At 37.0% G+C, this 12,158-nt stretch carries 11 protein-coding genes, 1 pseudogene and 3 riboswitches; of the genes and pseudogenes, 7 read left to right on the forward strand and 5 right to left on the reverse strand.

Going from position 1 to position 12,158, the window contains the following annotated elements; genetic code table 11:
* Positions 1 to 96 precede the first annotated feature (96 nt).
* Together J2Z81_RS03880 and J2Z81_RS03885 are read left to right on the forward strand one after the other, a co-directional pair.
* Entirely contained in the window at positions 97 to 1,188 is a 1,092-nt protein-coding gene (locus J2Z81_RS03880) for a branched-chain amino acid aminotransferase (RefSeq protein ID WP_226370760.1), read from the forward strand.
* Positions 1,189 to 1,276: 88 nt separating this feature from the next.
* Complete coding sequence (locus tag J2Z81_RS03885; RefSeq protein ID WP_226981217.1) at positions 1,277 to 2,185, forward strand: DMT family transporter; 909 nt, start codon at positions 1,277 to 1,279, stop codon at positions 2,183 to 2,185.
* Positions 2,186 to 2,287: 102 nt separating this feature from the next.
* Here the strand turns inward: J2Z81_RS03885 and J2Z81_RS03890 are convergent.
* From J2Z81_RS03890 to bioW, 5 genes and pseudogenes are all read right to left on the reverse strand, one after another.
* Positions 2,288 to 3,502 (reverse strand): annotated as a pseudogene (locus J2Z81_RS03890) (cytochrome P450).
* Positions 3,503 to 3,538: 36 nt separating this feature from the next.
* A complete protein-coding gene (bioD, locus tag J2Z81_RS03895) occupies positions 3,539 to 4,240 on the reverse strand; it encodes a dethiobiotin synthase (protein ID WP_029270482.1) in 702 nt (233 codons plus the stop codon).
* Entirely contained in the window at positions 4,237 to 5,406 is a 1,170-nt protein-coding gene (gene bioF / locus J2Z81_RS03900; protein ID WP_226370761.1) for an 8-amino-7-oxononanoate synthase, read from the reverse strand. Before bioF ends, bioD begins: the two co-directional genes overlap by 4 nt.
* Positions 5,396 to 6,754, reverse strand: a complete 1,359-nt coding sequence (gene bioA, locus J2Z81_RS03905; RefSeq protein WP_226370762.1) for an adenosylmethionine--8-amino-7-oxononanoate transaminase — start codon at positions 6,752 to 6,754, stop codon at positions 5,396 to 5,398. The genes bioF and bioA overlap by 11 nt, the downstream gene beginning before the upstream one ends.
* A complete protein-coding gene (bioW, locus tag J2Z81_RS03910; RefSeq protein WP_029270476.1) occupies positions 6,754 to 7,530 on the reverse strand; it encodes a 6-carboxyhexanoate--CoA ligase in 777 nt (258 codons plus the stop codon). The genes bioA and bioW overlap by 1 nt, the downstream gene beginning before the upstream one ends.
* A 177-nt stretch (positions 7,531 to 7,707) precedes the next feature.
* Positions 7,708 to 7,817, forward strand: a riboswitch (TPP riboswitch).
* Positions 7,818 to 7,941: 124 nt separating this feature from the next.
* Here bioW and tenI point away from each other — a divergent pair.
* The 5 genes from tenI to J2Z81_RS03935 are packed head-to-tail and all read left to right on the forward strand — an operon-like array spanning position 7,942 to position 11,702.
* On the forward strand, positions 7,942 to 8,595 hold the full coding sequence (tenI, locus tag J2Z81_RS03915) for a thiazole tautomerase TenI (protein ID WP_226981218.1): 654 nt from the start codon (positions 7,942 to 7,944) through the stop codon (positions 8,593 to 8,595).
* Positions 8,596 to 9,684: a glycine oxidase ThiO gene (gene thiO / locus J2Z81_RS03920; protein WP_156947738.1), complete on the forward strand. Its 1,089-nt coding sequence runs from the start codon at positions 8,596 to 8,598 to the stop codon at positions 9,682 to 9,684.
* 32 nt (positions 9,685 to 9,716) lie between these two features.
* Positions 9,717 to 9,920, forward strand: coding sequence for a sulfur carrier protein ThiS (thiS, locus tag J2Z81_RS03925; protein ID WP_029270471.1), 204 nt, complete (start codon positions 9,717 to 9,719; stop codon positions 9,918 to 9,920).
* Between the two features lies 1 nt (position 9,921).
* Positions 9,922 to 10,689: a thiazole synthase gene (locus J2Z81_RS03930; RefSeq protein ID WP_029270469.1), complete on the forward strand. Its 768-nt coding sequence runs from the start codon at positions 9,922 to 9,924 to the stop codon at positions 10,687 to 10,689.
* Positions 10,686 to 11,702, forward strand: a complete 1,017-nt coding sequence (locus J2Z81_RS03935) for a thiazole biosynthesis adenylyltransferase ThiF (protein ID WP_226370763.1) — start codon at positions 10,686 to 10,688, stop codon at positions 11,700 to 11,702. Before J2Z81_RS03930 ends, J2Z81_RS03935 begins: the two co-directional genes overlap by 4 nt.
* A gap of 131 nt (positions 11,703 to 11,833) precedes the next feature.
* Positions 11,834 to 11,943, forward strand: a riboswitch (SAM riboswitch).
* A 78-nt stretch (positions 11,944 to 12,021) separates the two neighbouring features.
* A riboswitch (SAM riboswitch) is annotated at positions 12,022 to 12,135 on the forward strand.
* Positions 12,136 to 12,158: the final 23 nt, after the last annotated feature.

Below are 12,158 nucleotides of genomic sequence, written 5' to 3' on the forward strand. Positions count from 1 at the left end.
TAAATTATTTTATATCACTTCATCTCCTATTAGCTGATAAAAAGATAGGATTTAGTACGGAAAATCAGAGTGAATTTTAATTAGGGGGCTTCACCGATGAAAGAACAAAATATTAAAATCGATTTGGCAACGACCAAAAAACAAAAGCCAGCAGCTGATCAATTAGTATTTGGAAAGCAATTTACAGATCATATGTTTGTTGCTGATTATACTGAGGGAAAAGGGTGGCATGACAAAAGAATTGTACCTTATGAACCGATCACACTTGATCCATCTGCGATGATTTTTCATTATGGTCAAACTGTTTTTGAAGGTTTAAAAGCATATATGGGCCAAGACGGGTCTATCAGATTATTCCGTCCAGAGAAAAATATGGAAAGACTAAATAAATCAAGTAATCGATTGAGTATGCCAAAAGTAGACGAAGCATTGGCATTAGAAGCGTTGAAGAAGTTAATTACAATTGATAAAGACTGGATTCCTAATGCAGAAGGAACATCACTATATATCCGTCCATTTATGATTTCTACAGAATCCAATCTTAGTGTTTCCCCATCTAAAAAGTATCGTTTTATGATTATTTTATCTCCTGTGGGAGCGTATTATAAAGAGGGAATTAATCCTGTGAAAATTCTTGTGGAAAATGAATATATTCGTGCAGTTGCTGGTGGAACAGGAACAGCAAAAACAGCAGGAAACTATGCTGCAAGTTTAAAAGCACAGGAAGAAGCTGATCAAAAAGGATTTTCTCAAGTATTATGGTTAGATGGAGTGGAAAAGAAATTTGTAGAAGAAGTTGGCAGTATGAATATCTTTTTTAAGATAAATGGCGAAATTGTGACACCAGCTTTAAACGGAAGTATTTTAGAAGGAGTAACTCGAAACTCCATCATTCAAGTATTAAAACATTGGGGTATGCGTGTTAAAGAACGCAAAATTTCCATGAAGGAAGTTCAAGAAGCACATCATAATGGTCAATTAGAAGAAGCTTTTGGAACAGGAACTGCAGCAGTTATTTCACCAATCGGCGAACTTAACTGGGAAGGGGAAGAAATGGTTGTCAATGAAGGGAAAACAGGTGAAATATCTAAAAAACTATATGAAACGTTAACAGGAATTCAACTAGGAAAATTAGAAGATCCATTTGATTGGGTAGTAGAATTGCCGAAGGAATCTTCTGTTAAATAATAAGTAGAATATAAAAGCAAAAGATATTGGCTCCTAGCATTTTTGGTTAGGGCCTTTATTTATTGCTTTTGGGATAGGGGGTTTTTATTTGTATCCCTACATATTCATGATTTTCGTTGTACTATTTTATGCAGGAAATATTCTTGTTGGTAAAGCAATGAACGATTTGCCGCCGCTTACCATTGCATTCTTTCGGTTGTTAATTGCGTTTATCATAATGATCCCGTTTGGAATTCGTGAGGCATGGACATATCGGTCAACATTTTTAACATACAAAAAACCTTTTCTGTTAATGACCTTAACAGGCATCACGCTATTTAACACTTTTATATATGGAGCTTTAAGCTTCACGACAGCGACGAAGGTATCCGTATTAGAGTCATCCATTCCGGTTGCAACAGTGATATTAAGCGTCATTTTACTTAAAGACAAATTATATTTTGTCCATTGGATTGGGATTTTGTTGTCCTTTTTCGGATCATTGTGGGTGATTATGAATGGTCAGGTATTCCATCTGACATCCATTGATTGGAATGTTGGCGACGGAATTATGATCGGAGCGGTTATTGCATGGGCGATTTATTCGATCATGGTTAAAAAATATATGCATCTGTTTCCTCATTATGGAGTTTTGCTTATGATGACAGGCATTTCTGTCATTATATTACTACCTGTTGTCCTTTTGGAATGGTTTGTAGCTGGATTACCCTTCCTTACTATTGCGAAGATAATGGGTCTTGTTTATTTAGGAGTGTTTCCATCTTTTATTGCTTTGCTGTTCTATAACCGCGCTGTTGATTTGTTAAGTCCATCCCGAGCTTCTGTGTTTCTGAACTTTTTACCGATTGTTACTATGACCGGTGCATTTCTATGGTTAGATGAGGAGATAACAATCATGCATTTAATTGGTACATTAGCCGTAATTATTGGTGTATTGCTGACTACACAGGTAAAAGTGCAAAAAAATAAAATTGATAGACAGATTGAAAATGGGTAAGCAGCAGCTTTATTGTTTTCAAATAATAGCAATTCTTATCATTGGAAGACGATACAAGTTAAGCTATAAACTTAACTTGTATCGTTTGTAATGAACTTTCAATTAATCAACAATAACCGGAAGCTTCGCTAATGCTCTGAAACCAATAAGCCTTCGCCATTGTATATTATCGGATTGTAGTTTTATGTTAGGCTTTTGTTGTATTAGTGCAAGAAGTGCTATTTTTGCCTCCATCCGGGCAAGTGAAGCCCCAATACAGAAGTGGGCACCATGGCCAAAGGAAAGATGAGGGTTAGGTTTTCTTGTTATATCAAGTGTGTCAGGAATATAAAATGTATTAGGATCTCGATTAGCGGCCCCTAATAATATGTATATATGTTCCCCACTTTTTATAGATTTTCCACCTAATTCCATATCTTCAGAGGCTATACGAGCAGTTAATTGTGTAGGGCTCTCGTAACGTAAAAATTCTTCGATGGCTGTGTCAATCAAATTTGGATTTTCTTACAATTTTAACAATTGATCAGGGTGTTTTAGCAATGAATAAACGCTATTACAGATTAAATTAACGGTTGTTTCATGACCAGCAATAACGAGTAGAATACAGGTTGCAATCAATTCCTCTTCTGTTAGTTGTTCATCCTTTATCAATAAACTGATTAAGTCATGGTCAGGGTTATTCGTTTTTTCATGAATAAGATGTTGAAAGTACTTCATTAATCTTTCAATGAGATATTCTCCCTTTTGTATATCTACCTTTGACCGGGATAAATCAATCGTTTTAACTAATTGAATAGCCCATTTTCTAAAATGGTGTCTTTCTTTTTCGGGTATCCCTAATAGTTTAGCGATCACAAGACTAGTTAATGGAAATGCAAAATCAGAAATGATATCAATCGTTTTTTTCCTTTGTTTTGTGCAGTCTTCTAGTAGTTCATGAACGGTATTCTTTATATAAGGTTGATAATAACTAATCCTCCTTGGAGAAAAAGCTTTGCTGACTATTTTGCGAATCCTGATATGGTCCATTTGATTTTTATAGAGTAACATATTTGTCAGTAGCTTTCTTAGATGTTGGTATTTCTTTGTCATTACAGGTAAAGGAATTCGGTTCTCTAACCGGCTATCCTTTAGAGCTGTTTTTGCTTCGTTGTAGCCGGTTATAAACCATCCGCGGTATTTTCGTTTAGCGTTCCAATACACCGGATGTATGGACTGTATATGGCTGTAGGTCGGATAAGGATTGTTGATAAATTGATGCGTATTTAGAGGGAAAGAAATTAGATCTTCCCTCGTTAAATGATTGGGGCTTGACATGAAAATCCTCCATTCATTGATTTAAATAATTTTCAATCATCCGTTCTGTTGCATTTGATGAATAAGTGAAGCGGTGTCAATATTGTCTTTTATAATTTGTTTAAAATCTTGTGCATCAACTACTTGCATTTTTGGTAAAATACCCAGGATTGGTACTTTACAAAAAGATTCGATTAAATTTGGATTTGTTTTTTCAGCGAGATTAGGTGGATCGTCTATTCCATTTATGATGATGCCAGCAATGTTCAGTTTCATTTCTTTAGCGTATTGTACTGTTAAAAATGTATGATTGAAAGTACCAAGGTCTGAACGGGCAACGATTATGATTGGAAGTTGTAATTCTTGAATTAAATGGCTGACTAAAAAATCTTCACCCAATGGTACAGATATACCACCGGCACCTTCAACTATGAAATAATCATGCTTTTTTTGGATCTTTTTCCAGTGTGCTACGACATCCTCTAAATAAATGCTTCGTCCTTCTAACTTAGCAGCTACATAGGGCGCTAATGGCTCTTTAAATTGAAAGGGCGTGATCGATGCATTCGACAGTTTGGTCTGTGCCATTTCCTTAAGAAGACTTGTGTCACTATTAGGATGATACCGCGAAGCACCACTTAACAAGGGTTTGTATACACCTATATCCATATTTTTTTCCTTGAATATAGCTGCAAGACCAGATGAAATTAATGTTTTTCCGACATCCGTATCAGTACCTGTTATGAAAAATCCTTTCATATGATATTCAACTCTTTTCCTATTTCTTTAAATGATAGTAACAACTTTTTGATGTTTTCTTCCGTATGTTCTGTCGTGATCGTTAGTCGGATTCTACTTTGTCCATATGGTACACTTGGCGGGCGAATAGCAGGGGCATAAATGCCTCTTTCATAAAGTTTATCAGCAAATAGCACTGCTTTTTCGGCACTCCCAATCAATACCGGTATAATAGGTGTTTCTCCCCCTCTTACTTCATATCCCATTTCTGTAAGTGTTGTTTTTACCGTCTTTATTTTTTTTAGCAAAAGGGAGCGTTGTTTTTTATCTTCTTCTATCCTATTTATTGCTGTATAGGATGCTGCACAAATGGCAGGGGCAATTGCCGTTTGAAAAATAAAACTCCTTGCGTGGTTTAGTAAAAAATCGATGGATGTTTTTGAACCTGTAACAAAGCCACCTTCCGTTCCTATTGCTTTACTCATGGTACCAATGACGATATCAGGTTCAACGTCAAAATATTCATTGGTTCCCCGTCCATTTTTACCAAGGACTCCTGTCGCATGTGCATCATCTACAATGACAAAGGTGTCATAACGATTTGCTAGTGCAACAATTTTATCTAATGGTGCTATGTTCCCGTCCATGCTAAATACACCATCTGTGATAATAAATCGTCTTTTATAGTTAGATGTCCTTTTCAATTTATTTTCAAGATCCATCATGTCAACATGTTTATAAATCACTGTGTCAGCTTTTGATAAACGGCATCCATCAATAATACTGGCATGGTTCAGCTGATCACTTAAAATAATATCGCCTTCTTCAGGCACGGTTGATAAGACACCGATGTTCGCTAAATAACCACTTGAGAAAAGAAGCGTAGATTCTGTTTTCTTAAATGTAGTGATACGATTTTCGAGCTTGTGATGCCAATACGAATGACCTGTTGTTAATTGTGAACCACTACTTCCTACTCCAAATTCAATTAAAGCGATTTTGGCAGCATCAATTAATTCTTTTTTATTAGCCATTCCTAAGTAATTGTTTGATGAGAACACAAGCACATCTTTTTGGTTTACCAGCATTTGAGGGCGAGGTCCATGATGCATGATTCGCAACTGTCGATATAAACCAGCATTTTTTGTCTTTTCGAGACGTTGGGTGAGCCATTGATCAAGCGTCAATTGTAGCTGCTCCTTGTGTTACTTCAACAATCGCGTTCTTCATGATTTTCACCATTTCAGTTAATTCATCACTACTGCTTGCAAATGGCGGCATAAAAACGATGACATCTCCCATCGGTCTTGTTATCATTCCTAATTCCCTCATTTTTAGTGAAACATGATAGCCTACTCGACTATTGAAAGGGAACGGTTCCTTTGTTTTTTTGTTTTTAACTAATTCTATCCCACATATTAATCCAAGTTGTCTTATTTCACCTACATGGGGAAGTAGTTCTAGGTCATACAGTAATGTTTTCACTTCTTCTGCTTTTTCGTTTACACGATCGATGATTTTTTCTGATTCAAATAACCGCAAATTTTCAATCGCTACTGCACACCCAAGTTGATTTCCGGTATAAGAATGTCCATGGAAAAGTGTTTTTAGCTTTTCATAATCATCGTAAAAAGCGTTATATATATCCTCTGTTGTAAATGTTGCAGATATTGGTAAATAACCTCCTGTAATTCCCTTACCGACTGTCATTAGATCAGGCTGGATTCCCTCATGTTCACAAGCAAACATTTTACCGGTACGGCCAAAGCCAGTCGCAACTTCATCCACGATCATAAGTACATCGTACTTTGTACAAAGCTCTCTCACCCCCGATAAAAATCCATCAGGCATAACAATCATACCTGCGGCTCCTTGAACCATAGCCTCAATTGTTAATCCTGCTATATCTTGATGATTTTCAATAAGTAATTGCTCGAGAATATTTAAACATTCATCGCGGCATTGGTCTGGATTTTCACTGTTGGACCGATATACATTTGGGATAGGTGCTTTAAAACTATCAAACATTAAAGGACCGTATACTTGGTGGAAAAGCTCTACTGACCCTACACTTACAGCACCTATGGTGTCACCGTGATAGCCATTGTTCATTGATATAAACTTTCTTTTCTTTTGGTATCCTTCATTTTTCCAATATTGGTATGCCATTTTAAGTGCAATTTCAATAGCTTCTGCACCGCTGTCTGAATAAAATACGCGTGTTAATTGTTCTGGAGTAATCTCAATTAATTTCTCAGCTAGTTCTGTTGCAGGTACATTTGTCATCCCAAGCAATGTGGAATGCGCAATTTTATTTAATTGCTTTTTTATTGCATCATCTAATTCTTTTTTACGGTGACCGTGAACATTAAGCCAGACAGATGAAAAACCATCATAATATTCTTTCCCATCGATATCCTTTAATTTAACTCCATTTCCACTCTCAATAATGAGGGGATCCTTTTCATAATCTTTCATTTGCGTAAAAGGTAACCATAAATGTTCCTTACTTTTTTCCAGTAATGTTTTTGTCATTATTTATCCCTCCAAGAAATTAAAATTGGTTGCTTTTGCAAGTAATGAATATAAGAATTTGTATATTTTGTTCCATCAATAAAGAAAATTCTGCATCCTTGCTCATCACCAGGAGACTTCATTTTCGTAATTCGCTGATAACCTAATCTTTTACTGGCTACGTAACCAGTTATATAGCCGGGATCATCTGACCAACATAATTCTGCAATGGCTAAAGGGTGATCATTCACTTTCGTAGCAAGAACGAGTGCTTCTTTTAGTCTTGGATTTGTTGGGAGGTTATAAAATGCAGCCCATCTTTCAAAATCTGATTGCAACCAGTCCATCCTAGATACACGTATTCCACGTTCGTTTGAGTTATCAACCCGTTCACCTGATTGGTAATCAATTAAAATGGCTCCTCTTAATTCAGATTGATCTATTAAATGTTGATATCCCTTTGCAATAGCTTTTTCTGAAACCCCAGATTGAACGAGAAACTTTAATGCCAATTCCCTTCCTGTTTTATCCGAATTCACTGAATTATTAGAGACGAATAAAGGATTGATTTTTTTAATGGGATCATTTAATACATCAAATTGTATCTGCATAAAATCAGGATCTCCCCTTGAATGAGATAAGGCTTTATCCAACAGTGTATTTACCGTATCTTTTATTTTATCGTATGTACACAGAGCTTCGCCTCCGGAAATATGTTTTTCATCTTGCTCTGAGGATGCATATTTTGAAGCTCTCATCCTGATGCTGAAGTATTTTTCGCTTGTGTAAATAAGCATTACACCTCCTTCTATTGTTAACTTTAAAAAAATAAGGTTTACAATAGTAGAATAAAGCGTAACAATTATCCTGTCAATAGAAATTTTCTTATATAAAGCGAAAACGTTTGTAATTGACACATAATTAAAACATGTTAGACTAATAGTAGACATTAAAAATTAAAACTAGATATTGAGTATAAACACTGGGGGTGCCTTTTAAAAAGGCTGAGATCAAAGTGATTACTTTGGGACTCTTTGAACCTGATCTGGTTGAAGCCAGCGTAGGGAAGTAACGTGTTGAGGATTACATCGAATGTTATACATATGTTTAGTATGTGTAATTATTTGTTATGTTAAAAATCTGAAACCACTTCCTTATGCGCTGTGCGTAACGGAAGTGGTTTTTTGTTTATATAAAAGTCATTTCCGTTGATAAGACAAAAGTTTACGATTCCAGAACGGGAGGTGATTCCATTCACTAAACAATTACATCTTATCTCAACAGGACAACAATCTGCTGAAACTTTTACTGGCATTCTACAAACGATTCATGAATATGTTGATAGGGTCCATATACGTGAAAAAAATTGGACTGCAAAGGAAATAGTGGATGTTGTCCAAACATTAATAGATAAAGGAGTTCCGCAAGAAAAGATCATTATTAATGACCGTATTGATATTGCATACATCATGCAAACAATTGGTGTGCAGCTCACACATCATAGCGCAGATATTGCTTTGGTAAAAGGAGCGTTTCCATCATTGCAAATTGGTTGTTCAACTCATTCAGTGGAGCAAGCAATATTAGCGGAGGAAAAAGGTGCAAATTACTTGTTTTATGGTCATATTTTTAATACACAATCAAAACCTGGTATACCTCCTAGAGGACTTGAAAAATTACAAGAAATTACAAGTACCGTCAAGGTGCCAGTCATAGCTATTGGTGGTATTACTCCTGAAAATACGGGAGAAGTAATTAAAGCAGGTGCTAGAGGGATTGCAGTTCTATCAGGGGTTTTACTCGCAAAGAATCCTATACAAGCTACATTAGCATATAGAAAAAGTTTAGAGAAGGCGAAGTGAATGATGAAAAAACATTATGATGTGATTGTCGTTGGAGGCGGAGTTATTGGGAGTTCCATTGCTTACCAATTAAGTAAGCGAGGAAGAAACGTGCTGCTGCTGGAGAAAAATAAGCTAGCCAGCAAAGCATCAAGTGCTGCAGCGGGAATGCTGGGTGCGCAATCAGAATTGGAAAAAGATAGCCCATTATTCCGCTTAGCTAGAAAAAGCAGGGGAATGTTTCCAAAACTTGCAGAGGAATTAAAAGAATTGACAGGAATAGATATTCAACTCGTACAAAATGGGATATTTAAAATAGCGAAAACGGATGCAGAAGCTGCTTCACTAGCATCCATCATATCCATTCAGAAAAAGCTAGGTGAAAGTGCATCTTGGATAGCTCCAAACGAATTAAGAGAGTGGGAACCTTCCCTTTCTGAGTATATAAAAGGGGCTATGTATATCCCAAACGATGGAAATGTTTCCCCACCAAATCTATCTAGAGCATTAGCTCATGCTGCTATAGGTCTGGGAGCAGAAATGATGGAACATACGGAGGTTTGTGGTTTTATTAAAGAAACAAATAGAATCATAGGCGTTCAAACGATGATAGGCAAAATATTTGCCGATGAAACAGTTATAACAGGGGGGGCGTGGAGTGAACAATTACTAAGTCAATTAGGGATAAAGTTGAACACGTATCCAGTAAAAGGAGAATGTTTTTCCGTCCGGGTTAAAAAGAGCCCGGTTATACGAACGATATTCTCAAAAGGTTGTTATATTGTGCCAAAACCAGATGGAAGGCTAGTTATTGGAGCGACCGAAGAAGCAAATACATTTGATGAATCGGTTCATTTAGAGGGCCTCGTTCAGCTTATGCAGCGCGCTATCAAACTGATTCCGGAATTAACCTGTGCACAGTGGGAAAAATCTTGGGCTGGGATTCGGCCGCAAACAGCTGATAAAACACCATACATGGGAAGACACCCGCTGTTTGAGGGATTATCGATTGCTACAGGTCACTACCGGAATGGAATACTTCTTGCACCTATTACCGGGTTAAATATGGCCAAACTTCTTGAGGGAGAGGAAATAGAAGCCCCTTTTTAAATAAAACAACGTAGTGTAGAGGAGGTGAGCAAGTGAATCTGCGAGTAAACGGGGAGGTTGTAACTGTACCTGATTCGGTGCGTACAATTAAAGGAGTTATTGATCATTTTAACATAAACAACCCTGTCATCATTGTGGAACATAATGACACGATTTTAGATAAAAATGCACATGAAAAAACTCAAATTTTTGAAGGTGACAAAATAGAATTAGTCCAATTTGTAGGAGGCGGTTGAGATGCTAACCATTAACGATAAACAATTTCATTCCAGATTACTATTAGGAACAGGAAAATATCCAAATTTTGATATTCAAAAACAAGCCGTAGAGGTATCAGAATCTGAAATTTTAACATTTACTGTCCGGCGCATGAACATTTATGAACCAAGTCAACCTAATTTTCTTGAAAAAATAGATTTAGATAAAGTTAACTTGCTACCAAATACAGCTGGTGCAAAAACAGCTCAAGAAGCAGTACGCCATGCTAAACTAGCTCAAGCCTCAGGGCTTTGCGATATGATCAAAGTAGAAGTTATTGGTTGCGATAAGACGTTGCTTCCGGATCCTGTGGAAACATTAAAAGCAACAGAGGAACTGCTCAAAGAAGGTTTTACAGTTCTGCCATATACTTCTGATGATGTTGTGCTTGCTAAAAGACTGGAAGAACTTGGTGCCCATGCGATCATGCCGGGAGCTTCACCAATTGGATCAGGTCAAGGAATTATTAATCCGCTTCATTTACGTTTTATTGTTGAACAAACAAAGGTTCCAGTGATTGTCGACGCTGGTATTGGTTCTCCTGCTGATGCTGCAATAGCGATGGAATTAGGAGCTGACGCTGTGTTACTAAATACAGCGGTATCTGCTGCAGATGACCCAGTAAAAATGGCTAAAGCGATGAAACTCGCAATTGAAGCGGGCCGCTTAGGTTATGAAGCTGGAAGAATTCCTAAAAAACGAACAGCAACAGCAAGCAGTCCAATGGAAGGGCTGAGTATCGGATGAATGATCGTTATTCCAGACAAACGCTGTTCGCTCCGATTGGTGAAAAGGGACAAAGAAGACTAAAAAAAAAGCATGTGTTACTCGTGGGAGCAGGGGCTCTTGGCACAGGTAATGCGGAATCACTTGTCCGCGGGGGTGTTGGAAAAATAACGATAGTGGATCGCGATTATGTTGAATGGAGTAATTTACAACGACAACAGCTATTTGTTGAATCAGACGCAATAGAGCGTATACCAAAAGCAATTGCTGCCAAAAAGCGGCTCCAACAAGTTAATTCTGAGGTAGAAATAGAAGCCCATATTTTAGATGTCGGTCCGCAAGAATTTGAAAGCTTAATAGAAAATGTTGATCTAATAATAGATGCTACCGATAATTTTGATATTCGGATGATTATTAATGATATTTCACAGAAATATGGGGTGCCTTGGATTTATGGCTCTTGTGTCGGGAGCTATGGTATTAGTTTTACAATTATTCCAAATCAAACACCATGTTTACATTGTTTGATGGAAACTGTGCCTATTGGCGGACTGACCTGTGATACCGCGGGGATCATCAGTCCTGCAGCTAATATGGTCGTAGTGTATCAAACAGCCGAGGCACTAAAAATACTTACAGAAGATTGGGGCGCACGAAGAGAAAAATTAGTATCCTTTGATCTTTGGAAAAACGAAGAATCAAAAATCAATGTTTCTAGTTTAAGAAAAGCTGATTGCACCTCCTGCGGCGTTCATCCTACGTACCCATTCCTTGATTATGAAAATCAAACAAAATCAGCTGTGCTTTGTGGAAGAGATTCTGTTCAAATTCGTCCGGCCAAAAAAGAAAAACGTGATTTAGAAACGATAGCTCAGACATTGTCATCTATGGGGAAGGTAGAACAAAACCCATTTCTGCTTTCTTTTACAGTTGAAAAAAAGCGGCTCGTTCTATTTCAGGATGGTCGTACACTTATACATGGAACGAAGAATATATCGGAAGCCAAAACACTTTATCATCGTTATTTGGGATGAACAGAATTTCTTCAAAGCTCTCTAGATTATGCATGACCTTATAAATATTCATATTTTTACAGTAACAGTGTTGACAGAAATAATTCCTTGTGATAGACTCTGAATTATCATTAGTTAATAAAATTAAATAAATCTTATCCAGAGTGGTGGAGGGACTGGCCCGATGATACCCAGCAACCATTAGGTGCTATACCTAATAGGTGCTAAATCCAGCTAAGCAAGATGCTTAGGAAGATAAGATGAGAATAGATGAACCTCTCTAACTTATCTGAGAGGTTTTTTTAGTATAGTAGTTATTCGTATAAATTTATAAATAAGTTTCTTATCCAGAGAGGCGGAGGGACTGGCCCAATGATGCCCGGCAACCCATAGGCTAGATTAAATAGTTTATGAAGGTGCTAATTCCTGCAGGATATTTCCTGGTAGATGAGAAGAGAGAATAGTTTTTTTAACCCT

Source organism: Virgibacillus alimentarius, assembly GCF_017874635.1.
GTDB lineage: Bacteria > Bacillota > Bacilli > Bacillales > Amphibacillaceae > Virgibacillus_B > Virgibacillus_B alimentarius.

Excerpts from the sequence above, each read along its gene's own strand:
- bioD (WP_029270482.1), bottom strand. The coding sequence starts at position 4,240 with ATGAAAGGATTTTTCATAACAGGTACTGATACGGATGTCGGAAAAACA.
- J2Z81_RS03935 (WP_226370763.1), top strand. The coding sequence starts at position 10,686 with ATGAATGATCGTTATTCCAGACAAACGCTGTTCGCTCCGATTGGTGAA.
- J2Z81_RS03880 (WP_226370760.1), top strand. The coding sequence starts at position 97 with ATGAAAGAACAAAATATTAAAATCGATTTGGCAACGACCAAAAAACAA.
- thiO (WP_156947738.1), top strand. The coding sequence starts at position 8,596 with ATGATGAAAAAACATTATGATGTGATTGTCGTTGGAGGCGGAGTTATT.
- bioW (WP_029270476.1), bottom strand. The coding sequence starts at position 7,530 with ATGCTTATTTACACAAGCGAAAAATACTTCAGCATCAGGATGAGAGCT.
- J2Z81_RS03930 (WP_029270469.1), top strand. The coding sequence starts at position 9,922 with ATGCTAACCATTAACGATAAACAATTTCATTCCAGATTACTATTAGGA.
- bioA (WP_226370762.1), bottom strand. The coding sequence starts at position 6,754 with ATGACAAAAACATTACTGGAAAAAAGTAAGGAACATTTATGGTTACCT.